This is a genomic window from Mesorhizobium sp. CNPSo 4688 (genome assembly GCF_057784295.1).
This window is the reverse complement of the sequence record NZ_JBWLUY010000001.1, coordinates 334,210-356,845: the sequence shown is the minus strand read 5'-3', so window position 1 is coordinate 356,845 and position 22,636 is coordinate 334,210. Positions and strand designations below refer to the sequence as shown.

At 63.3% G+C, this 22,636-nt stretch carries 22 protein-coding genes; 12 read left to right on the top strand and 10 right to left on the bottom strand.

The window, feature by feature from the left end:
- Positions 1-17: 17 nt before the first annotated feature.
- Both folB and folK read left to right on the top strand, forming a co-directional pair.
- Complete coding sequence (folB, locus tag AC04SH_RS01865) at positions 18-377, top strand: dihydroneopterin aldolase (RefSeq protein WP_112395424.1); 360 nt, start codon at positions 18-20, stop codon at positions 375-377.
- Complete coding sequence (gene folK, locus AC04SH_RS01860; RefSeq protein WP_488573723.1) at positions 361-873, top strand: 2-amino-4-hydroxy-6-hydroxymethyldihydropteridine diphosphokinase; 513 nt, start codon at positions 361-363, stop codon at positions 871-873. The genes folB and folK overlap by 17 nt, the downstream gene beginning before the upstream one ends.
- Here folK and AC04SH_RS01855 read toward each other — a convergent pair.
- Both AC04SH_RS01855 and AC04SH_RS01850 read right to left on the bottom strand, forming a co-directional pair.
- Complete coding sequence (locus AC04SH_RS01855) at positions 870-1,418, bottom strand: DUF924 family protein (RefSeq protein ID WP_488573722.1); 549 nt, start codon at positions 1,416-1,418, stop codon at positions 870-872. The genes folK and AC04SH_RS01855 overlap by 4 nt on opposite strands.
- Complete coding sequence (locus AC04SH_RS01850; protein WP_488573721.1) at positions 1,415-3,265, bottom strand: monovalent cation:proton antiporter-2 (CPA2) family protein; 1,851 nt, start codon at positions 3,263-3,265, stop codon at positions 1,415-1,417. The genes AC04SH_RS01855 and AC04SH_RS01850 overlap by 4 nt, the downstream gene beginning before the upstream one ends.
- 161 nt (positions 3,266-3,426) lie before the next feature.
- On the opposite strand from AC04SH_RS01850, the gene AC04SH_RS01845 reads away from it, so the two are divergent.
- From AC04SH_RS01845 to AC04SH_RS01835, 3 genes are all read left to right on the top strand, one after another.
- Positions 3,427-4,416: a cupin domain-containing protein gene (locus AC04SH_RS01845; RefSeq protein WP_488573893.1), complete on the top strand. Its 990-nt coding sequence runs from the start codon at positions 3,427-3,429 to the stop codon at positions 4,414-4,416.
- Between the two features lie 60 nt (positions 4,417-4,476).
- Complete coding sequence (locus tag AC04SH_RS01840; RefSeq protein ID WP_488573720.1) at positions 4,477-5,685, top strand: MFS transporter; 1,209 nt, start codon at positions 4,477-4,479, stop codon at positions 5,683-5,685.
- A gap of 181 nt (positions 5,686-5,866) precedes the next feature.
- Entirely contained in the window at positions 5,867-6,133 is a 267-nt protein-coding gene (locus AC04SH_RS01835; protein ID WP_112561811.1) for a hypothetical protein, read from the top strand.
- Between the two features lie 72 nt (positions 6,134-6,205).
- Here AC04SH_RS01835 and AC04SH_RS01830 read toward each other — a convergent pair whose 3' ends face one another.
- The 4 genes from AC04SH_RS01830 to AC04SH_RS01815 form a co-directional block, all read right to left on the bottom strand.
- On the bottom strand, positions 6,206-6,754 hold the full coding sequence (locus AC04SH_RS01830) for a hypothetical protein (RefSeq protein ID WP_488573719.1): 549 nt from the start codon (positions 6,752-6,754) through the stop codon (positions 6,206-6,208).
- Positions 6,755-6,836: 82 nt separating this feature from the next.
- Complete coding sequence (locus AC04SH_RS01825; protein WP_488573718.1) at positions 6,837-7,901, bottom strand: YcjF family protein; 1,065 nt, start codon at positions 7,899-7,901, stop codon at positions 6,837-6,839.
- Positions 7,898-9,376, bottom strand: a complete 1,479-nt coding sequence (locus tag AC04SH_RS01820) for a YcjX family GTP-binding protein (protein ID WP_488573717.1) — start codon at positions 9,374-9,376, stop codon at positions 7,898-7,900. Before AC04SH_RS01820 ends, AC04SH_RS01825 begins: the two co-directional genes overlap by 4 nt.
- Before the next feature lie 74 nt (positions 9,377-9,450).
- On the bottom strand, positions 9,451-9,954 hold the full coding sequence (locus AC04SH_RS01815) for a SixA phosphatase family protein (protein WP_488573716.1): 504 nt from the start codon (positions 9,952-9,954) through the stop codon (positions 9,451-9,453).
- Positions 9,955-10,208: 254 nt separating this feature from the next.
- Between AC04SH_RS01815 and dksA the strand changes: the two genes are divergently transcribed.
- On the top strand, positions 10,209-10,625 hold the full coding sequence (gene dksA / locus AC04SH_RS01810; protein WP_112395407.1) for an RNA polymerase-binding protein DksA: 417 nt from the start codon (positions 10,209-10,211) through the stop codon (positions 10,623-10,625).
- Positions 10,626-10,800: 175 nt separating this feature from the next.
- Here the strand turns inward: dksA and AC04SH_RS01805 are convergent, their stop codons facing one another.
- Positions 10,801-11,514 carry a hypothetical protein gene (locus tag AC04SH_RS01805; RefSeq protein ID WP_488573715.1) on the bottom strand — a complete coding sequence of 238 codons (714 nt, stop codon included), beginning with the start codon at positions 11,512-11,514 and terminating at the stop codon, positions 10,801-10,803.
- A gap of 207 nt (positions 11,515-11,721) precedes the next feature.
- Here AC04SH_RS01805 and cckA point away from each other — a divergent pair, with 207 nt between their 5' ends.
- Both cckA and AC04SH_RS01795 read left to right on the top strand, forming a co-directional pair.
- Positions 11,722-14,295 carry a cell cycle histidine kinase CckA gene (cckA, locus tag AC04SH_RS01800; protein WP_488573714.1) on the top strand — a complete coding sequence of 858 codons (2,574 nt, stop codon included), beginning with the start codon at positions 11,722-11,724 and terminating at the stop codon, positions 14,293-14,295.
- A gap of 171 nt (positions 14,296-14,466) precedes the next feature.
- Complete coding sequence (locus tag AC04SH_RS01795) at positions 14,467-15,177, top strand: purine-nucleoside phosphorylase (protein WP_488573713.1); 711 nt, start codon at positions 14,467-14,469, stop codon at positions 15,175-15,177.
- A gap of 126 nt (positions 15,178-15,303) precedes the next feature.
- Here AC04SH_RS01795 and AC04SH_RS01790 read toward each other — a convergent pair whose 3' ends face one another.
- Positions 15,304-15,606 carry a ribbon-helix-helix domain-containing protein gene (locus AC04SH_RS01790; protein ID WP_112561515.1) on the bottom strand — a complete coding sequence of 101 codons (303 nt, stop codon included), beginning with the start codon at positions 15,604-15,606 and terminating at the stop codon, positions 15,304-15,306.
- Between the two features lie 222 nt (positions 15,607-15,828).
- On the opposite strand from AC04SH_RS01790, the gene AC04SH_RS01785 reads away from it, so the two are divergent.
- The 3 genes from AC04SH_RS01785 (at position 15,829) to AC04SH_RS01775 (ending at position 18,460) form a co-directional block, all read left to right on the top strand.
- Entirely contained in the window at positions 15,829-16,224 is a 396-nt protein-coding gene (locus AC04SH_RS01785; protein WP_477232685.1) for a VOC family protein, read from the top strand.
- A gap of 82 nt (positions 16,225-16,306) precedes the next feature.
- Positions 16,307-16,837: a gluconate 2-dehydrogenase subunit 3 family protein gene (locus tag AC04SH_RS01780; protein ID WP_488573712.1), complete on the top strand. Its 531-nt coding sequence runs from the start codon at positions 16,307-16,309 to the stop codon at positions 16,835-16,837.
- A gap of 51 nt (positions 16,838-16,888) precedes the next feature.
- Complete coding sequence (locus AC04SH_RS01775; RefSeq protein WP_488573711.1) at positions 16,889-18,460, top strand: GMC family oxidoreductase; 1,572 nt, start codon at positions 16,889-16,891, stop codon at positions 18,458-18,460.
- 68 nt (positions 18,461-18,528) lie between these two features.
- On the opposite strand, the gene AC04SH_RS01770 is transcribed toward AC04SH_RS01775, so the two are convergent.
- Together AC04SH_RS01770 and AC04SH_RS01765 are read right to left on the bottom strand one after the other, a co-directional pair.
- Positions 18,529-20,442 (bottom strand): PhoX family protein, encoded by a 1,914-nt coding sequence (locus AC04SH_RS01770; RefSeq protein WP_488573710.1) that lies wholly within the window; start codon positions 20,440-20,442, stop codon positions 18,529-18,531.
- A gap of 120 nt (positions 20,443-20,562) precedes the next feature.
- The gene (locus AC04SH_RS01765) at positions 20,563-20,958 is read right to left on the bottom strand and encodes a hypothetical protein (protein ID WP_477232681.1); all 396 of its coding nucleotides are present in this window, start codon (positions 20,956-20,958) and stop codon (positions 20,563-20,565) included.
- A gap of 312 nt (positions 20,959-21,270) precedes the next feature.
- Here AC04SH_RS01765 and urtA point away from each other — a divergent pair, with 312 nt between their 5' ends.
- Positions 21,271-22,581: an urea ABC transporter substrate-binding protein gene (urtA, locus tag AC04SH_RS01760; protein ID WP_112561521.1), complete on the top strand. Its 1,311-nt coding sequence runs from the start codon at positions 21,271-21,273 to the stop codon at positions 22,579-22,581.
- Positions 22,582-22,636: the final 55 nt, after the last annotated feature.

The following is a 22,636-nucleotide window of genomic DNA, read 5'->3' as shown; positions in this document are numbered from 1 at the left end:
GCCCAGGAAGCCAAGAAATGTACGTCATCCGCATGAAGAACTGCGCCTTCTTTGCCCGGCACGGCGTGCTGGACGAGGAGGAGGCGCTTGGCCAGCGTTTCTATGTCGATGCCGAGTTGACGGTCGAGCCCAGCCGCCCGCTGGAGGATGATTCCATCGAGGATACCGTCAATTACGGCATCGCCTTCACGGTGATTGAAAAGATCGTCACCGGACACCGCCGTTTCCTGATCGAGGCGCTGGCGCTCGAAGTGGCGAAGGCGCTGACGGCGCGGTTTCCGCAGATCAGGAAGGCCGAGATCACCGTGCGCAAACCGAACGCGCCGGTGCCCGGCGTGCTCGATTATGTCGAGGTGACCGTTGTCTGGCCCGAATAACACGGTCTATCTCAGCCTTGGCGGCAATCTCGGCGATCCAGCAGCCTCGATGGCCACGGCGCTGCGCCTGCTCGACGCCGATGATGACACGCGCGTCATCGCCGTCTCCTCGCTCTACCGCACGCCGCCCTGGGGCAAGCTCGACCAGCCGGATTTCCTGAATGCCGCTGCCGAAATCTCGACCGCGCTGGCGCCAAGGACACTGCTCGATCTCTGCCTCGAGGCCGAGCGCAAGCTGAAGCGGGTGCGCGAGGAACGCTGGGGGCCGCGCCTGATCGACATCGACATATTGGTGTTCGGCGACCGCATCATCCACGAAACCGGGCTGGAAGTGCCACACCCCAGAATGCTGGAGCGCGCCTTTGTGCTGGCGCCCCTGGCCGAGATCGCGCCGGAACTGGTGGTTGGCGGCCGCAGCGTGGCTGAGCGGCTCGGCGCCGTCGACACGTCAGGAATCGAGCGGCTGCCGTCTGGTCGGGAGTGGTGGCTGGGTTAGCCGGAGAATCCGCCGCCATCGAGAAATGCCTGTTCGTCCGCCGTCGTCTCGCGGCCAAGCATCTTGTTCCTGTGCGGGAAGCGGCCGAAACGCTTGATGATATCGCGGTGTTCGATCGCGTATTTTATATACTCCGGCGCCCTGGCGGTGGTGAGTTCGACCGATCTGTCCTGATCGGTGGGCAGTTCCGAATGTTCGTAGGGCAGGTAGAGGAAGACGCGCAGGTCTTCTTCCAGCGCCAAGTCATGGCCGGCGGCGATCGCCTTGGCGGCAAAATGTCTTGCCAGCGGATCGGTGGCGTACATGTGGCCGCAGCCGCGAAAGCAGTTGCGCGGAAACTGGTCGAGCAGGATCATCAGCGCCAGCGAGCCCTCGGCATGCTCCGACCAGGCGTCGCATTCGCGCCGCGCGGCCGCATAATGCAGGTCAAGGAACCGGCTGCGAAAATCCGCGTCGAAAGCGTCGTTCTTTTCGAACCAGGCGTCTTCGCCGGCCTCGCGCCAGAATTTTGTGACGGCGAGCGCTCGCTCATCCAATGCGGTCATCTGCCTTCCTCTGGCTGGGCGGGTTCGGATTTGTTCAACACACCGGCGGTTTCTTCATTCAGCGCCTGGCCGGGTCGGCGTGGCGGAGCGAGCGGCGTCGGTATCGGCGTGCCGATATTGCCTCTGAGGAAGCGCCGGCCAGCCCGTATGCCTTCCGCCAGCTGCGTCTCGAAGCGGTCGTTGTCGCGGCGCCGAACATCCTCGATGACGTCGGCGACTTCTTCCGGTTCGACGCCAAGTGCTTCAAGCGCCGAGCCGCCGAAGACGAGGGCCGATTCGAAGGTTTCGCGCAGCTGGAAATCCACTCCGACGCGGATGAGCGACAGCGCGGTGCCGCGGTCGTAGGCGCGCGCCAGGACGGTCAGCAGCGGAAACTCCGCCTTGATCAGCTCGGCAATGCGAACGGCAGCATCCGCCTTGTCGACGCAGATCAGCACGGCGCGTGCCCTCCCGGCGCCGGCGGCGCGCAAAATGTCGAGCCGGGTGCCGTCGCCATAATAAACCTTGAAGCCGAAATCGGCGGCCGCCTGGATCATTTCGACATCATTGTCGATGATCGACACGTCGATGCCGCGCAACAAAAGCGGCTGGCTGGCGATCTGGCCGAAGCGGCCGAAGCCGATGACCAGAACACTGCCGGTCAGCCCCTCGGCGATATCGACGCCTTCAAGCGACTGCTCGTCGCGCGGCGTCAGATATTTGAGCGCAATGATGGCTAGCGGAGTCAGCACCATGGAGATGATGATGATCGCGGTCAGCGTGGCGTTGGCCCGGCTGTCGATGATACCGACGGCCGCGGCCGCGGAATAAAGCACGAAGGCGAATTCGCCGCCCTGCGCCATGAACACGGCGCGCTCCAGCGCTTCGCGATGGCCGCTCTTCAGCACGCGGGCGACGAGATAGATGCCGAGTGCCTTCATCACCATGTAGGCGACGACATAGATGGCGACGAGCCGCCAGTTGTCGATCACCACATGCAGGTCGAGCGACATGCCGACAGCGAGGAAGAACAGGCCGAGCAGGATGCCGCGGAACGGTTCGATGTCAGCCTCCAGCTGGTGGCGGAAGGTCGATTCCGACAGAAGCACGCCGGCAAGGAAGGCGCCCATCGCCATCGACAGGCCGGAAAGCTGCATGACCAGCGCCGACCCCAGCACGACCAGAAGTGCTGCCGCCGTCATCACTTCGCGCGCCTTGGCGTCGGCCAGGATTCGGAAGAACGGATTGAGCAGATAGCGGCCGGCCACCACCAGCCCGACGATGGCGCCAAGGCCGATGCCGACCTCGGTCAGCCTTTGCTGCAGGGTCATCTCGGCACCGCCAGGCGCCAGGAAGGCGACGAGCGCCAAAAGCGGCACGATTGCCAGATCCTCGAGCAGCAGGATCGAAACGATGCGCTGGCCTTTGGGGCTAGCCATCTCGCCGCGCTCTTCCAGCAATTGCATAACGATCGCCGTCGAGGTCAGCACGAAGCCGGCGCCGGCGACGAAGGACTGCGCGATCGGAAAGCCGCCCGCCAATCCGACGAGAGTCAGAAGCACCGCGCAGACGCCGACCTGCAGGGCGCCGAGTCCGAAAATTTCGCGCCGCAGGCCCCACAGCCGCGACGGCTGCATCTCCAGCCCGATGATGAACAGGAACATGACGACGCCGAGTTCGGCGACATGCAGGATGGCTTCCGATTCGGAAAAGATGCGGATGCCGAACGGGCCGATAACCACGCCGGCGGCGAGATAGCCGAGGATCGAGCCCAGGCCCATGCGTTTGAAGATCGGAACGGCGACGACGCCCGCGGCAAGCAGCGCCACCACCTGAATGAGATCGCTGCCCGATGCTTCCGCTGCCATGCCTCTTGTCCCCGTGTCTGACAGCACTCCTTGCATGCAGTGGGAGCTAGAGGCAAGGGCGGGAAGCCTGCCAGGACGGGTAGGTTGCCGTTGAAGCAATTCTCTCGGTGGAACAATGGTCGCCGCTTGCCTGCCGGACGTTCGGCATCTATATCTGCAAAATGTCTGACCATTCGTCCCGGCCGTCTTCACCGTCCCATATTCCGATGGATGCGCTTAGCGAAGTTCTGCAAGACTTTCGCTTGAGTGGCGTCAACTATGGCCGCTGTGAGCTCCGGCATCCATGGAGCATAGAATTTCCGCAACAACAGCTGCTTCGGTTTCACTTTGTCGGCCAGGGTCCGTGCTGGATTCACACGGAAGCGCAAGGCTGGCAGGAGTTGCGCGATGGCGATCTGGTGCTGCTGCCGCAAGGCATCGCCCATCGGCTGGCGAGCGCACCGGACGTTGAGGTCGACTCGCTCGAGGGCTGCCAGGTGATCAAGTTCGGCGGCAACGTCTGCGAAGTGGTACGGCAGGGAACGGGCGCGACGAGCACCCTTTTCTGCGGCTCGATGGCCTTGGGCTCCTGTGCGCTTAACCCGTTGATCACGTTGATGCCGCCTCTCATCAAGGGTTGCGACGTGGCCGGCAATGACCCTGTCGTCGGCCCTTTGCTGGCGGCGATGACGGTCGAGGCCGCGCAGCCGCAGATGGGCAGCGCCACCATTTTGTCGCGTATGGCGGATTTGCTGACAGCCCGGCTCATCCGCTGCTGGGTCAATTGCAATGGCGCTTCGACCACCGGTTGGCTCGCAGCCATCCGCGATCCGCATATCGGCCGTGCTCTGGCAGCCATGCACCGAAACCCCGGCCACAACTGGACGCTGGGAAGCCTGGCCGGCGTGGCAGGCCAATCGCGCTCGATTTTCGCCGAGCGCTTCAGCGCTGTCCTGGGCGAGGGTGCCGCACACTATCTCGCCCGTCTGCGGATGCAACTTGCCCGTGAGTTGCTGGGCCAAAACGGCTTGTCGGTTGCCGAAGTCGCTACCCGTTTGGGCTACGATTCAGAGGCATCCTTCGCTCGCGCGTTCAAGCGCATCACCAATGTTTCGCCAGGTGTTGTGCGTCGCACAATTCCCGGACGAATAGATATGAATTTCGGATTTTAGGGTACATATCATCCGGGCGGACTCGCCTATTTAAGATCTCCAAACTTTGGAGATCCTTCCGTGACTGACACAACATTACAGCTTGAAGACGCCGCGATTGGCCTTGACGCCGATGCACCAGCGGCATGGAGCGCAGCCACCTGGTTCGCGGTCATCTCATTGGCGGCCACCAGCTTTGCTCTGGTGTCCGCCGAATTCCTGCCGGCAGGCCTGTTGACGCCGATGGCGCGCGATCTCGGTATCAGCGAAGGCACGGCCGGACAGGTCGTCACCGCCACCGCTTCCGTCGGCGCCGTGACGGCCATGTTGAGCAATGTTCTCATCGGCCGATTGAACCGCAAGACGGTGCTGGTTGGCCTCATGGCCCTGGCGGTCGCTTCCAATATTCTGGCAGCGCTGGCGCCCAATTTCTGGCTGCTGTTGCTGGGCCGGGCCGGGCTGGGCATCGCGCTCAGCGCTTTCTGGGCGCTTTCGGTTGCTGTCGTGGCGAGGCTGGTTGGCGCCAATGCCACAGGTCGCGGCATGGCCATCGTCACCCTCGGCGTCTCGCTCGCCACCATAGCCGCGCCGTCGATGGGGGCATTGATCAGCGACTGGCTCGGATGGCGCAGCGCCATGGCCATGACAGCGGGGCTGGCCCTGGTTGCCATGCTGCTGCAGTTTCTCAGCCTGCCGACCTTGCCTGCAAGCGCAAGCAACAGCCTTGCCGACGTATTTCGGCTGACACGGCGGCGCGGCATTCAACTCGGCATGCTGGCCATCGTCTTGCTGATGACCGGGCATTTCGCCGGCTCAGTCTATGTGCGCCCCTTCCTCGAACACGTGACGCTGCTTGCAACCGGGCCGATTGCGCTCGCCCTGCTCGGATTTGGCATCGCCGCAGTGGTCGGCAACATTGCCGGCGGCCGCTTGGCCGATGCCAATATCCGCACGGCGCTCGTGATCACCGCTGCGTTGATGGCGTTTGCGGCGCTGGCATTGGTGCTTTGGGGTGTGCACATCGGGGCTGCCTTCGGCTTCGTCACCCTTTGGGGCCTGGCCTTCGGCATGGGACCGGTGGTGCTGCCGACCAATCTGTCCCGAGCGGCACCTGACGCGCTGGAAGCGGCGGGCAGCCTGATGGTCGTCTCTTTCCAGGTCGCCATCACCATTGGCGCGGTTGTCGGCGGCTATGTCGTGGACAACTACGGCGCGACGGCGCCCTTGACGCTTACCGCCATCCTTGCCGCATCGACAGCTTTGCTGGCGCTGCTACAGCCTCGCAGCTGAACCCTGCTCCAACTGATGCGGCGGCCTGACTCCGGGCCGCCGCGATGTTGCAGCCGCGTTACACAAGTTTATGCGGTGCGCGCGTTGCGTTTTGCCGCAATCGGCGGCTAAGGGACGCTTCGGCTTCGGCCGTTTGAAGGCAGCGACGATCAAGTTCTGCCTTTGTGAGGAGATGACTGACATGAAGAAGTTTTTGCTCGTTGGCGTGGGTGTCGCCATGCTTGCCGCATCGGCCTGTTCCAAGGCGCCAGAATGCACGCAGGAGATTGCGGCCAAGAAGGCCCAGGAGATGACCGCCGCGCTGCAGGAGGCGATCACCAAGGATCCGTCCAAGGCGGCTGACCTGACGGCCAAGGTGCAAGCGGTGACCACCAAATATCAGGGCGCCACGACGCTGGACGAGGCCTGCAAGGCCTATGACGAACTGACGGCCGCCATCAAGGGCTGATTTTCGTTCGGGGATTGAAGAAGGCGGTGGCTCGGGGAGCCACCGCCTTTTTTGCTGGCCGCTGCCGGGAACTCAGTTCTTCGCGATGGCACCGACTTCGACGGCATCGACGCGCTTGAGGCTCATGCCGATCACCGGCACCAGTTGCTGGTCGACGCGCACGGCGATGGTCACCGTCATCGAATTGTCGTCGGGAATGCGGGCCTGCATGACGCCGCGCAGCTGGTTGCGGTTGATGGTGAAGACCACCTTGCGAGGGTCGACGACATTGCCGCCGATAATGTCGAGGCCCGAACCCGCGGCGCCGCCCATGAAGTTGCCCTTGTAGTCGCGTCCCTTGCGCTCGACGGTCGCTGACATTTTCTGGGTGAAGACACCGACCCGGCAGTCGCCGTCGAGCGACATGCCCGTCTTGTCGTCAGGCGTCGAACCATCGAAGCTGCAGGTGAATTTCGTGCCCTTGTACTTGCCGGCGACGATCTCGCCCGGGCCGACCCATTTGCCTTCGACGGTGCGGAAGAATTGCTTGTCCGGTTCGGCTGCAGAGGCTTTCCCGGCCAGGCCCAGAGGTGCAGCAAGCGCGACCAAGGGCAGGACGCAGGACAAGATTACGCTTTTCATAGACGACACCCGGCAACAAGGAGGCTGTTGTTGGACGACCATGAACAAGATTGGTTAATGCTTGGTGACCACGAGAGGCCGTTCACTTGTCGGCGGCGGGTGTTTCACTCTCTTTTTTGGTCGCGAACGAGGTCAGCGCCGACAGGAAATCGCCCATGCCCGGCCGCCGGACGGCAATGAAGGGCAGGGGCCGCGCCGTCTCCATCGCAGCGATGCCGATGCGCGCCGTCATCATGCCGTTGACGACACCTTCGCCGAGTTTCGCCGAAAGCCGCGCGGCAAGGCCATGGCCAACGATCTGCTGGACAAAGCTGTCGCCGACGGCGATCGAGCCGGTCACTGCCAGATGGGCGAGAACGCTGCGCGCCAGCCGGAAGAAGCCCAGCGTGCCGGGCCGGCCGCCGTAAAGCTCGGACAGGCGGCGAATGAGGCGCCCGGCCTCGAAGACGACATAGGCGACGTCGACAAGCGCGCGCGGGCTGACGGCGGTGACCAGCGACACACGCTTGGCTGCTTCCAGGATCATCACCTTGGCCCTGGCGTCGAGGCCCCCAAGAATCTCGGTTTCGGCCAGCCGCACCAGGTTGCCGCCATCGATGATCTCGCCGCGCAGTTCGGCCAGCGAGCGCCTGCCGGCCGCCGTTTCTGGTTTCGCCGACACAAAGGCCGAGAGTTCGTCGACGACGGCCCTTGCGGCCTTCGGATCGTCGCGCGCCACGGCATCGAGCGCCCGTTTTTGCAGTTTTTCGACCTCGGCCAGCCGGGCGATGGCCAGGAATTCGCGCACCAGCACCACCACGAGCGCCAGCACGGCGATTGCGGCCATGGCAGCCGCCAGCCAGCCCAGCCACGCTGCGCGCTCGAACAGATCGCGAATGAGCTGGTCGGTCCACAGGCCGACGGCCAGCGAAACCAGCACGCCGACCGCGCCGAAAAACAGGCTGGCAAACAGCGAACGCTTGCGCGGCGCGGTCGCCGGCGGCGGCTCGGCGGCGACGATATCGGGTTCGTCGAAGATGTCGATTTCGGCCGGCACGACAACGGGGCGGGGCTTGCGCGTCGGCAGCGGCTCAGCACGGCTATGGGCCTGCTTCGGTTCGGCCTCCGGCTCGATACGGAAAGCTGCCGGCTTGCGGGGCGCGGTCATGCCAGATGGTCTCCGATCAGGAACTGCAAGGCGCGGTCGAGCCTGATGTGCGGCAACGACAGCATGACGCCTTCGGCAGTGCGTTCGAGCTTTGGCGGCCGAAAGCGCACGAAACGGATCGCCGGGTCGTCGCTGCTCTGCCGGTGGTCGGCTTCCGAAACATCGAAAACCGCTTCAATTTTCTCCGGCAAGTCACCGGGAAATATGGCGGTTTCGGTTTTGCCGTCGAAGGTTTCGCCATTGATCCTCTCGCCCTTCAGCGGCGTACCGATGATCACCGGCAGCGTCTCGCGGCCCTGTTTGACCGTGCCTTCGCGTGTCGCGCGCACTGCCGCCATGGCGACCACGTCGACATCGGCACCGGTAAAATTCGCTCGCGCCACGGCCCGGTCGGCAAGCCGCCGCACGATCGCCTGCAGCCGGTCATGGCTTTCGTGGTGCAGATGGTCGGCCTTGGTCGCAGCGACCAGAATGCGGTCGATGCGGCGCGAAAACAGGTCGGTGAGGAAATTGCCCCGTCCAGGGCGGAAACAGGAGAGGATCTCGGTCACCGCGCGCTCTAAGTCGGCCATTGCGCCGGGGCCGGCGTTCAGCGCCTGCATGGCGTCGATCAGCACGATCTGGCGGTCGAGGCGGGTGATGTGTTCGCGAAAGAACGGCTTCACCACATGCGTCTTGTAGGCCTCGTAGCGGCGCTCCATCATCGCCTGCAGCGAGCCGGAGCGCGGGCGTCGTTCGCCCTTGAGCAGCAAGGGCGCGAAGGTCAGCGCCGGCGAACCCTCGAGGTCGCCAGGCATGAGGAAACGGCCGGGCGGCAAGGTCGAGAGCGCCCGTTCGTCGAGCTTGCAGGCCTTGAGATAGGCGGCAAAGCTTTCGGCCAGCCGGCGCGCCGTCATTTCGTCAGCGTCGGCATTGGGATCGATCGTCGCCGACAGCGCCCGCCAGTCCTGCGAGAGGTCGTGACGCACCGGCAGCATCGCCATTTCGAAGGCTTCGCGCGAGAAATCGGCGAAGGACTTGCCGAGCAGCGGCAAGTCGAGCAGCCATTCGCCGGGGTAGTCGACAATGTCGACCGACAACCGCCCGCTGGAAAACATGCGGTTCCAGCCGGAGGCCGATTCATATTCGATGGTGAGCCTGAGTTCGGAAATGGCGCGCGTCGAGTCCGGCCAGACGCGGCCGTTGACGAGGGCGGCGATATGGTCCTCGTACTGGAAGCGCGGCACCGCGTCGTCGGGCTGCTCCTCGAGAAAGGCGCGCGCGATGCGTCCGGACTTCTGCGCCTCGAACAGCGGCAGGCGTCCACCATGGATCAGATTGTGGACAAGAGCCGAGATGAACACCGTCTTGCCGGCACGGGAAAGGCCGGTGACGCCGAGCCGCAGCGATGGCGAAAACAGCCCGCTTGCCCGCCCCGACAGTGTATCCAGGGCAATTCTCGCTTCGTCTGTGAATGTCGTCAGCGATGATGCCAAAATCTGTTCTCTCGGGCCTCGGTCCGCCCCGATATAGGCTTTGCATCCGCAGTTTGAAATGGCGTCCGGAACGCTCAGAGATCGGCGGGCGTCAGGAAGGCTTCGAGATAGCCGGCACCTTGTGCGGCCTCGGTGAGGGTGCCGTTGAAGCGCACGACCGCCAGGCCCGAGGTCGGGAAACCATGGTTCATGATGGCCCGCGCCGCTTCGTCGCCGTCGCCCGAGACCGCCATGGCAAGGTCTTCCGTCATTGGATTGTGGCCGATGACCAGCAGCGAGCCTAGGCCGCCATTGCCGCGGATGATGGCGAGATAGCCGGCAGCATCTTCGCTGTAGAGCGTGTCGAAGAACAGCACCCGGCCGGTGTCGGTGTGGCCGGCTATGCCCTCCAGCGTCTGGCGCGCCCGCTTGGCGTTGGAGCAGAGCGTGATATCGGGAATGTAGTTGCGGGCACGCATCGCCGTCCCCATCATTTCGGCATCGGCAATGCCCGATGCGTCGAGCGGGCGGTCGAAGTCGCGCACGCCGGGCAGCGCCCATCCAGCCTTGGCATGCCGCAACAGATACAGTGTGCTCACCGGACCCCCATGGTGTGCTGCCCATCAATGACACAATCGGATTAGCCACGAGAACGGCCCACCGCACAATGGGCCGCGACACCCAAGCGCAACGAATCATGTGCGAATTCGCCCGCGCCCTTGCTGTGGAAGGCTTTGCCGGGGCTCGCTGCATACGGCATTAACAATTGCGTGAAACGCGCGCTGATTACGCTTGTGCAGCCCCCTCTGCGCGAATATATAGGCGCGAAATTTGGGGTTGTTGGGTGAGTCGAATGAACGATATCTCTACCGCCGATTACGTACCCTCCGAAGACGAGCCGTTCATGAACGAACGGCAGAAATCATACTTCCGCCTGAAGCTCGTCACCTGGAAGAACGACATACTGCGCGAAGCGCGCGAAACTCTCGAAATCCTGCAGCAGGAAAATGCCAACCACCCCGATCTCGCCGATCGGGCTTCTTCTGAAACCGACCGCGCCATCGAGCTTCGCGCCCGCGACCGCCAGCGCAAGCTCATTTCAAAGATCGATTCGGCGCTGCAGCGCATCGATGAAGGCACTTACGGCTATTGCGAGGAAACCGGCGAACCGATCGCGCTGAAGCGTCTCGACGCGCGCCCGATCGCGACCCTGTCGATCGAAGCGCAGGAGCGCCACGAGCGCCGCGAGAAAGTCTATCGCGACGATTGAGCCGCAGCCATCAGGCAGAACTGTTCATTAGAAATGGCCGGGTTTCCCGGCCATTTCTGTTTTTGCGCGGAGCTTCCGGGTTTTTGCCGCACTAAGTCTCGGTTCGAAAGAGATCATGCGCAAGAATGGTATAGATCCACACTCCGGTCAGGACCGGCCGGGGTTCCGGTAGGATTTATCGCTTCTGGCTGGCGAGCTCGCCGAGCAGCTTGGTCATCTCGTCATCCAGCGAAGCCGGCGCTTTCGCCGCCGGCTTGCTGGCGTGCGAATCATCAAGCGAGACCTCGAGTTCCCGCATCAGCGTGTCGTCGATGGACTCGCGCTTCGGTGGCGGCGGGGCCTGCCGGGCGGTGTTGGCGGCCGAGCCATAGGCCGGCAGCGGCGTCACGTTGCTCGCCTGGTAGATTTGGGTTGGTTTTGGCGCCGGTGCTGCCTGGCGTGGCGGAACGGCGGCAGGGGCCGCTTTTACCGGTTGCGGCGGTGGCGCCTGCCTTGCAGGTGCGGCGGGGGCGGGTTGTGCCGCGCGCGGACGCGGCGCCTGTTGCTGCTGGCCACCGCCGCCGCCATCGCCGGTCAAAGCCGGACGGCGTGGCGCCGCCAGCCTGATATCGCGCTCGACGACGACGTCGGTCGGGCCGCCGATCAAGATCAGATGTTCGATATCGTCACGACGGATGAGCACCAGCCGGCGGTGGCTGTCGACCGCGGTGGCGTCCATGACCGCCAGCCGCGTCTTGCGGTTCCTGCCGCCGGCAACGAAGGTGCCGAAAGTCAGGTTGCGGACCAGCCTGATGATGACAAGCACGATGACCAGCAGGACAAGGGCGGCAAACGTCCACAGCAGCGCTGCGGCATATCCAGGACCCGCCACGCTATCCAGCCACTGCATCGGTGCCCCCAAATCGGTTTTTGAAGTGGAGGCGACACTAGACCGTTGCGACCGGGCACCGCAAGTTACCTTCACGCTTCATGAACAGCTTGAAACACCGGCGCGTCATTTTTATCAGACATTTGCCGCCAAGGCCTTTTCCGGATTAGGAGAATGTGATTCAACCGGCCGGGGGCGGTGTCGGACAAACTCACGAGCAGGGGGCATATGGCCAGGGAAACGCGCGGCGATTTCTATCCGGTTCCGATCGTCGACCAGAACACGCGGCCAGGCGCGGTTACCCGGCTCATCGTCTTCATCATCGTCTTGACCGGGGCCGCGATCGTTTTCGGCATTTTCCGCGAGCGTCTTGGCGATCCCTTCCTGCTCGGCATGCTGGGCGTGCTTGCCATGATCGGCGTCGGCTTCCTGTTCGCCACGGCCATCGGCTTCGTGCAGATCGCGCCGCGTTCGACCGGGGATGAACTGTCGAAGGCCTTCGTCGATTCGATGTCGCAGGGCCTGATCGTCACCGACACCAAGGGCCGCGTCGTCTACGCCAATCGCGCCTATGCCGAGATGACCGGTGCCGCGTCGGCAGCTGATCTGAAGACGGTCGAAGGCCTGCTTTCCGATGTTCCCGAAGCCTCGGTGACCGTATACCGGCTGGCCTCGGGCCTGCGCGACGGCCAGGCCGGCGACGGCGAATTCCGGCTGGCGCAGTCGATCCGGCCCGGCGCCGAACCCGGCGCGCGCTGGTACCGGGCGCGGGCCCGCACTTTCAGCGTTCCCGGCCAGCGGCTGCCCATGCTCGCCTGGCAGCTCGCCGATATCTCGCAGGAACGGGCAGAGCAGGAGCGTTTCTTCCTTGACCTGCAGAAGGCCATCGACCATCTCGACCACGCGCCGGCCGGCTTCTTCTCGGCCGACCAGGAGGGCCGCGTCACCTACATCAACGCCACGCTCGCCGAATGGCTGGGCATTGACCTCGCGAGCTTCACGCCCGGCGCGGTCACGCTGCCGGAAATCGTCGCCGGCGACGGCATGGCGCTGGTGCGCTCGGTCAAGGCCGATCCCGGCACCACCCGCAACGCCGTCATCGACCTCGATCTGACGACGACAACAGGCGAAGCGCTGCCGGTGCGCTTCATGCACCGCGTTTCGGCCAGCCGCGAGGGGACCAACGGCCCGACGCGCACCATCGTGCTCAACCGCACGCAAGGGGAGGACGCGTCCGCCGACCTGCGCGCGTCGGAAGTGCGCTTCACCCGCTTCTTCAACTCGACGCCGATGGCGATTGCCGGCGTCGACGCCAGCGGCCGCATCCTGCGCACCAACGCGCCGTTCCTGTCGCTGTTTTCCTCCGTCGTCGATCGCGATGCCGTCGACCGCCGCGTGCGGCTGGATACCGTCATCCACGAGCGCGATCGCCCGGCCTTTGCCGCCGCCTTCGAAAAGGCGCGGCTGAGGCAGGCCGACATCGAGCCGATCGACACGCTGCTGCCCGGCAATGAGGAGCGCCACATCCGCTTCTACGTCAACGCGGTCGCCGACGGCACCGGCGGCGAGGGTGCAGAGGAATCGGCCATCGTCTATGCCGTCGACACCACCGAGCAGAAGGCGCTCGAGGGCCAGATGGCGCAAAGCCAGAAAATGCAGGCAGTCGGCCAGCTCGCCGGCGGCATTGCCCACGACTTCAACAATGTGCTGACCGCCATCATCATGGCGTCGGACCTTTTGTTGACCAATCATCGCCCGTCGGACCCGTCCTTTCCCGACATCATGAACATCAAGCAGAACGCCAACCGGGCGGCCTCGCTGGTGCGGCAGCTGCTCGCCTTCTCTCGCAAGCAGACGCTGCGGCCGGAAGTGCTGAACCTGACCGACGTGCTTGCCGACCTCAGGATGCTGCTTGCCCGCCTGGTCGGTAACGACATCAAGCTGAAGGTCGACCATGGCCGCGACCTGTGGCCGGTCAAGGTCGACATCGGCCAGTTCGAGCAGGTGGTGGTCAATCTCGCGGTCAATGCGCGCGACGCCATGCCGGCCGGCGGCGATCTCACCGTGCGCACCCGAAATGTCACGGCCGAAGAGTGCAAGAGCTTTGCCTACCGCGAACTCACCCCGGCCGACTATGTCGTGGTCGAGGTCGAGGATACCGGTTCAGGCATTGCGCCGGACGTGCTGAAGAAGATCTTCGAGCCCTTCTTCACCACCAAGGAAGTCGGCAAGGGCACGGGACTCGGCCTGTCGATGGTCTACGGCATCATCAAGCAGACCGGCGGCTTCATCTTCTGCGATTCCGAAGTCGGCAAGGGCTCGACCTTCCGTATCTTCCTGCCGCGCCATATAGCCGAGGCGAAGAAGCCGGGTGAAGTCGGCGAAGCGCCGGCAGCCCCGGTGAAAGCCGCCGATCCCGGCAAGGACCTGTCGGGCTCGGCCACCGTGTTGCTGGTCGAGGATGAGGACGCCGTGCGCATGGGCGGCTCGCGGGCGCTGACCTCGCGCGGCTACACCGTGCACGAGGCGTCCTCGGGCGTCGAGGCGCTGGAAGTCTTCGAAGCGCTCGGCGGCAAGGTCGATATCGTTGTGTCCGACGTGGTGATGCCGGAGATGGACGGACCGACGCTGCTTGGCGAATTGCGCAAGCGCCAGCCCGACATCAAGTTTGTCTTCGTGTCCGGCTATGCCGAAGATGCCTTCGCCCGGAACCTGCCGCCCGACGCGCAATTCGGCTTCCTGCCGAAGCCATTCTCGCTCAAACAACTGGCCACCGTCGTCAAGGACGTGCTCGAATCCTGATGCATGTCGCTCAAAAGTGGCCCCGGTTTTGAGAAAACGACATGCATAAAACAAAAGCCTAAAGTGCGTCGCAAGCGACGCGCTTTAGATCTCCCTAATTCACCGCTTGCGCAATGACGTGACGCTGCCATGATTGCAGGCGAAAGGGGCGCGGGTTTTGGGGAGCATGTCGTGACGCCGCACAACGAGGCAGCTAAGGGTGACTATGCCGCAACGGTGCTGTTGCCGGGCGATCCGCAGCGCGCCGAGTGGATGGCGAAGACGTTTCTGGAGGCGCCGCGCTGCGTCAACCGTCGCCGGGGCGCGCTGGGCTTTACCGGCCTCTATCGCGGTCGTCCCGTCAGCATCCAGGCCACCGGGATCGGTGTCCCGTCCTTCCTGGTCTATGTGCATGAGCTGCTGGACTTCCACGGCGTCAAGACACTGATCCGCACCGGAACCTGCGGTGGTCTGACCGCCGATGTGCCGCTGCGTTCCGTGGTGATCTCACAATCGGTGCGCGCCGAAAGCGAGCGAAGCGGCCAGGTCTTCGGCCTCTACGATGCCGCTGCCGGGCCCGATCCGGGCCTGTTCGCCCACGCCTTGGCCTGCGCCGCTCAACTCGGCATCGACCATCAGGCAGGGCTGACCATCTGCAGCGATGTATTCTATCACCCGGAAGGGCGCGCTCGATTCGCTGAGGCACAGGCGCTTGACGCGCTTGCCGTCGACATGGAAACCAGCGCGCTCTACCGCATCGCGGCGCATTTCGGCGCCCGCGCGCTGTCGCTGCTGACCGTCGTCGACAATATCGTGACCGAGGAGCTAACCGCCTATTCCGAACGTCAGGCGCTGTTCACCGACATGGCGCGGCTCGGGCTCGAGGTTGCGGCCGAGGGATAAGCAATTCCAGGAAAAGTGTGAAACGGTTTTCCTGGGAAAAGCGCGTTGTGCTTTCCCTAGGGAATTGCGTCAAACAAAAACCTGGAGCGGTTCGGCGTTTCCGCGAAACGATGAACCGCTCCAGCTTCAGGCGGCTTGGCGCTTCGGCGTCAGCTCATCCATGTCAGGCCGGTGACCGCGCAGATAGAGCGCGCAGGTGGTGCGCAGCATCGAGGCGAAGTTCGGAATGGCGCCGTTGATCTCGATCGCCTCGTCATAGAGTTTCGAGATGAACTTCGGCGTCGTCAGGCCCTGGCTGTCGGCGATCTCGTCCAGCAATGCCCAGAATGTCGCCTCAAGCTGGATGCTGGTCGAGTGTCCGTCGATGCGGATCGACCGGTTGATCTGTCGGTAGCCCTCCGGATCCTGGCCGGCAAAAACCCTGCACATTCCCTACCTCCCGATATTATTGGTTTTGGGCGCAATGAGTCGCGCCTTCAATCCTATTTTTGTCCAGCCATTTTCAGCCCGAAAGCCGCAAACGGCAATCGGACTTTGGTCTTTAGGCGCAGACATAGCACCGATTGCAAATTTAGCCGTGGTAACCGGCTGCCACCACCTTTTATCAGTGCCGCCCATAATCGCCTCCAGCATGCAGCGACGGAGACTGATTTGGCGAAGGCGATCCATTCCATGATCCGGGTTCTCGATGAGGCCCGATCCGTCGATTTCTACAGAAACGCTTTCGGGCTCGACGTCGCCGACAGGCTGGATTTCGAGACATTCACGCTGATTTACCTCGCCAACCCCGAAACCGGGTTCGAACTCGAACTCACTGTGAACAAGGGCCGCACCGAACCTTATGGGCTTGGCGATGGTTACGGCCATCTGGCGGTCTCGGTCGCCGACCTCGACAGCGAGCATGACCGAATCGGCGCGCTCGGCTTCAATCCGAAGAAGATCGTCGAGTTCAACCGCGACGGGACGCGGATCGCCCGCTTTTTCTTCATCGAGGATCCCGACGGCTACAAGATCGAGGTTCTGCAGCGTGGAGGGCGCTTCCAGTAGGGGATTATTCGGCCGCGCTCAGCCGCGCGGACGCCAGCAACGGCGCTCTTCAGGGGCGCAAATAGCAAGCAGGGAGGAACAAATGGTCACGATCTATGACGGAAAGCCCGGGCTCTCACGTCGTGAACTTCTCAGACGCGGTGGCATCGGCGCGCTGCTCGTCGTCTCCGGCAGCGCCGTCATCAGCCCCGAAAATGCCTGGGGGCTCGAGACATCCGCACTCAAGCCCGAAACCATGGCGACGCTGATCCAGATGGCGCGCGACATCTATCCGCACGATCAGGTGCCCGACAAATACTACGCCATTGCCGTGAAGGGTCATGACGAGCAGGCCGGCAAGGACGCCGCCTACAAGACGATGATCGAAGACGGCATCGCCGACCTCGACAAGAAGTCGGGCGAGGGCGGCTATCGCGGCCTTGGTTGGGAAGAGCAGCGCGTCGCCGTGCTGCAGCAGATCGAGGCGACGCCGTTCTTCCAGTCCATTCGCGGCGGCCTCGTCGTCAGCCTCTACAACCAGCCGGAGGTGTGGCCGATCTTCGGCTACGAGGGCGAGTCCTACTCCAGGGGCGGCTACATCGCGCGCGGTTTCGACGACATCGAGTGGCTCTAGAGCCCTTGTCGTTTTGAACCCCCCGCAAACAGGAATTCATGGGAGGAAACCATGGCAGCTTCATTTGATCTCAAGAACGACAATGTCGTCGTCATCATCGGCTCCGGCGCCGGCGGCGGCACGCTCGGCAACGAACTCGCCCAGAAAGGCGTCGATGTCGTCATCCTCGAGGCCGGCGCCCGCCACGAGTATGAGGACTTTATCAACGACGAGTGGGCCTCCTTCAGCCAGCTCGCCTGGACGGACAAGCGCACGACGTCCGGCGACTGGCGGGTGTCGAAGGATTTCCCCAATTTGCCGGCCTGGATCGTCAAATCGGTCGGCGGCTCGACCACGCACTGGGCCGGCGCCTCGCTGCGCTTCCAGGAGCATGAGTTCAAGACGCTTTCGACCTACGGAAAGATTGAGGGCGCCAACCTGCTGGATTGGCCGGTCACGCTGGCCGAGCTGGAGCCTTACTATGCCAAGGCCGAAGCCAAGATGGGCGTTACCGGCACCAACAACTGGCCGCGGCTGCCCGGCAACAACAACTTCAAGGTGCTGAAGGCCGGCGCCGACAAGCTCGGCTACAAGGAATGCCATACCGGCAACATGGCCATCAACTCGGTCGAGCGCGACGACCGCAACTCCTGCCAGCAGACCGGTTTCTGCTTCCAGGGCTGCAAATGGGGCGCCAAATGGTCGACGCTCTACACCGAGATTCCCAAGGGCGAGGCGACAGGTCATCTCGAAGTCAGGCCGAATGCCATGGCGATCAAGATCAACCACGACGCTTCAGGCAAGGTGACCGGCGTCGTCTATGCCGACAAGGATGGCAAGCTGCAGGAGCAGAAGGCCCGCATCGTGGCCGTCGCCGGCAATTCGATCGAAAGCCCGCGCCTGCTGCTGAACTCCGAGTCGGCGAAATTCCCGCACGGGCTTGCCAATTCGTCGGGGCAGGTCGGCAAGAACTACATGCGCCACACCACCGGCTCGGTCTACGCCATCTTCGACAGACCGGTGCACATGTATCGCGGCACCACCATGGCCGGCATCATCCGCGACGAGGCGCGCCATGACCCGTCGCGCGGCTTTGTCGGCGGCTACGAGTTCGAGACGCTATCGCTCGGTCTGCCCTTCATGGCCGCCTTCCTCAATCCCGGCGGCTGGGGTCGTTCCTTCACCACCGCGCTCGACCACTATGACCACATGGCCGGCCTGTGGATCGTCGGCGAGGACATGCCGCGCGAGGAAAACCGCATCTCGCTGCACAAGGACGAGAAGGATGCGCACGGCATGCCGATCGCCGACGTGCATTTCGACGACCATCCCAACGACACGGCGATGCGCAACCATGCCTACAAGCAGGCCACAGCGCTTTACGATGCGGTTGGCGCGACGCGCTCATTCCCCACGCCGCCCTACCCCTCGACCCACAATCTCGGCACCAACCGGATGAGCGAGAAGGCGGAAGACGGCGTCGTCAACAAGCACGGCCAGGCGCATGACATCAAAAACCTGTTCGTGTCGGACGGCAGCCAGTTCACCACCGGTGCGGCGGAAAACCCGACGCTGACCATCGTGTCGCTGGCGATTCGCCAGGCCGAATACATCGCCGCGCAAATGTCGGCCAAGACGATCTGAGCCGTCCTCCCGGACCGCTACGCGGAACGCGCATGGGCGCGTTCCGCACTTTTATCTCCCGAGATTGACTAGGCGCCGACGGGCTGCCCGTCCTTGCGGCGGATGGCGACGACGGACGGCCGCGGCAACTGGCCGTCTTTGAAATCGGGCCACAGCGTCTGCACCTTGTCGAGTGTCTCGGCGTCTTCCGCAGGGTGCTGTACCGACAGGAACAGCGTGGTGCCGTCCGGCGTGAAGCATGGGCCGGTCGCCTCAGCACCGTGCGGGCAGGTGAACAGCAGTTTCGGCAGGCCGCGCGCCGCACCTTCGGTGTCGACGCCGTAGACGCCGTCGGGCAGGTCGAAATCATTGGCGCCGTCGGTCGCCACCCACAGCCGACCGGCCGGGTCGAAGGTGATGTTGTCGGGGCAGACGAACCAGCCATTGTCGGACGTATCGGGATGGAAGGTGGCGCCGACTTTTGCATCCTTCGGATTGCCGCAGAGCACGAACAGGTCCCAGGCATACTTTTCCGCCGTGTGGTCGGCGTCCGCGCCGCGCCCGCCGGGCGGGATCAGTTCGACGATATGGCCCCAGAGGTTCTCCGGCCGGGTGTTCGCCGGATTGACCTTCGACTGGTCGCGCTTCTTGTTCTTGGTCATCACTGCATAGACGCGGCCGGTCACCGGATTGGTCTCGATGTCCTCAGGCCGGTCCATCGGCGTGGCGCCGAGCGCGTCGGCGGCAAACCGCGTCTTCAGCAGCACTTCGGCCTGGTCGGCAAAACCGTTCTCGGCGGTGAGCTTGCCCTGGCCATGCACCAGCGGCAGCCATGTCATCGAGCCGTCGGCATCGAAGCGGGCGACCGACAGCACGCCGTCATCGAGCAGATCGGCGCCAGAGGCCGGGTTGGCCTTGTCATAGGCCTTGGCCGAGACGAAGCGGTACATGTATTCGAAATAGTCGTCGTCACCCATATAGACGACGACGCGGCCGTCCTTGTTGAGGACCACGGTCGACGCTTCATGCGACATCCGTCCGAGTGCAGTGCGCTTTGCCGGCTTGGACTGCGGATCGTAAGGGTCGATCTCGACCACCCAGTCGAAGCGGTTGGCTTCGTTTGGTTCCTTGTCGAGGTTAAAGCGGTCGTGGAACCGGCCGCGGCCATAGATGTCGGAGCCGTCGAAACCGTAGCGGTCGAGCAGGTCGGCGGTCGGTGCCCTCTTCGGATCGCCGCCGAAAATATCGGACACGCCTTCCTCGCAGGTCAGCACCGTGCCCCACGGGGTAAAACCGCCGCTGCAATTGTAGCTGGTGCCGAGCACTTTGGTGCCGGTGGCGTCGGCCGTGGTCTTCATCAAGGCATGGCCGGCGACCGGCCCGGAAACCGTCATTTCAGTGTTGGCGGTGATGCGGCGGTTGAGCGGGCTGTCGGCCACGGTTTCCCACTTGCCGTCCTTCAACTGCACTTCGACGATGGAATGGCCCATCGCGGCCATGCCGAGATCGACCTGTTCCTTGGTCATCGTCTTGCCGGCATCGTCCTCGGTCATCCCGGGAAACATCACATTGGGCGAGATGTATTCATTGTTGACGCAGAGCAGGCCGTGGTCGGAATTCACCGTGCCCTTGGGCAGCGGCATGAAGGCGATGTAGTCGCAGTTGTAACCGAAGCGTTTCTCCTGCTCGTCGGCGGCGACTTTGTTCCCGTCGAATTCGGCGAGGCCGGCGGCGAGCGGATCGCCCCAGCGCGCGACGACGGTTGTCTCATAGCCTTCAGCGGCGGCATGGGTCTTGTCATAGACGCGCTTCAACTCGGGAAAACCGAGCGTCGATTGCGCTGCCGCGGCATGCGTTTCGCCGGCAAACAAGGAGCCGACAAAGCTGCCGCCGGCAAGCAGCGCGCCGGAGGCAAGACTGCCTTTCAAAAGAGACCGGCGCGAGACGCGCTCGGCAATGACGTCGCGGATGACGGGGGAGGATGAAGACGGTGCGTTGGCCATGGTGTCTGCCTCTCAGGGTGGATGTTACGGCGCACCGCTGCCCTAGTCTGCTTCGGCAACATCCGCATGACATGAGGGGAAGGTTTTGGCGCAGGCGACTGCAAGAGTGGTTGGCCCGGCTCAGCCCTTGGTGCAGGTCGAGGCGGTGAAGGCGCCGTCGGGCTGCCTCAGGATGATGTCGAACGACGGGGTGGTCTCGCCGTCCAGCGTTGCTTGCGTCATGGAGACGGTGTTGCCGCCAGTGGTGTAGCCGCCCAGCGGGCCTAGCCAGGTGATCTCGCCATTGGCGTTCATCTGATAGTTATAGCCTTGCGGCGCGGTGCCGAACGTCACCGGGCCGCTATAGACATTGCCCTTGATGGTGATGTCACCGAGGTTGAGGAAGGCGCCGAGCAGATAGACTTCGCAGTGATAGGTGCCGTCTGGCAGCTTGCCATCGCTGAAGTCGGCGCGCGCGGCTTCGCTCGTTGCCATCAGCAGCAGGATGCCGGAAATGCATGAGATACGGGATGTCATCGGGTCACTCGTTTGCGGAGTGAGCTTGCCCCATTTTTGCGCCGTGCCGCAATATTGTTCGTCCGCATGCCGCGGCTGAGTTCAAAATCTAGGCACTTGTCATAATTGGGCGAAAATTAGGCAAAACCCTTGTGCGCTGCGCAAATTTCCCTCAATCAATTTTTAACCGGCTGCCTTTGTTTTCTTTAGGCTAATATAATAATCGGCTGATAACGTTAGATTATCCCCCATTTCCGAGAGTCGCGTTTGCGTTTGGCACGGCTGTTGCATTGCATGGTTGCGCTGCAATCAACCAGCTTGGGAGTGTTCGGTATGAGGGGTAATTTCGCGACAATAACAAAAATGTTTTCGGCCGGCGTGGTCGCTGCCGGCCTGTCGATGTCGTCTCCGGCCAAGGCCGCCGAAGACACGATCAAGGTCGGCATTCTGCATTCGCTGTCGGGGACCATGGCGATTTCGGAGACGACGTTGAAAGACGCCATGCTGATGCTCATCGAAGAGCAGAACGCCAAGGGCGGCCTGCTGGGCAAGAAGCTGGAAGCCGTCGTTGTCGATCCGGCGTCCAACTGGCCGCTCTTCGCCGAAAAGGCACGCGAGCTGATTTCGAAGGACAAGGTCGCCGCCGTGTTCGGCTGCTGGACCTCGGTGTCGCGCAAATCGGTGCTGCCGGTGTTTTCCGAACTCGACAACATCCTGTTCTATCCCGTCCAGTATGAGGGCGAGGAAAGCGAGCGCAACGTGTTCTACACCGGCGCCGCGCCAAACCAGCAGGCGATCCCAGCCGTCGACTACCTCATGAGTGAGGATGGCGGCTCGGTGAAGCGCTGGGTGCTGGAAGGCACCGACTATGTCTATCCTCGCACCACCAACAAGATCCTCGAGGCCTATCTGAAGGCCAAGGGCGTCGCCGCCGAAGACATCATGGTCAACTACACGCCGTTCGGCTTCTCCGACTGGCAGACCGAAGTCTCGGCGATCAAGAAATTCGGTTCGGCCGGCAAGAAGACCGCCGTCGTCTCGACCGTCAACGGCGACGCCAACGTTCCCTTCTACAAGGAGCTCGGCAACCAGGGCATCAAGGCCGAGGACATCCCGGTCATGGCCTTCTCGGTCGGCGAGGAAGAACTGGCCGGTCTCGACACCGCGCCGCTGGTCGGCCATCTCGCCGCCTGGAACTATTTCGAGAGCGTCGACACGCCGGAAAACAAGAAGTTCATCGCTGACTGGCACAAGTTCATCAAGAACGACAAGCGCACCACCAATGACCCGATGGAAGCCCACTATATCGGCTTCAACATGTGGGTGAAGGCGGTCGAGAAGGCCGGCACCACCGATCCGGACAAGGTCATCGACGCCATGGTCGGCGTGTCCGTGCCGAACCTGACCGGCGGCTATTCGACGATGATGCCGAACCATCACATCACCAAGCCGGTGCTGATCGGCGAGATCCAGGCCGACGGCCAGTTCGAGACCGTGTCGCAGACGCCCGGCCTCGTGATGGGCGACGAGTGGTCCGATTATCTGCCCGACTCCAAGGACCTGATCTCGGATTGGCGTGCGCCTCTGTCCTGCGGCAACTTCAACGTTGCCACCGGCAGGTGTGGCGGCAAGGGCACGAACTGATCCCTCCCGGGACTGGCCGATCCAAGGCCAGAGACCGCAAGGCGTCCGGGCGCTT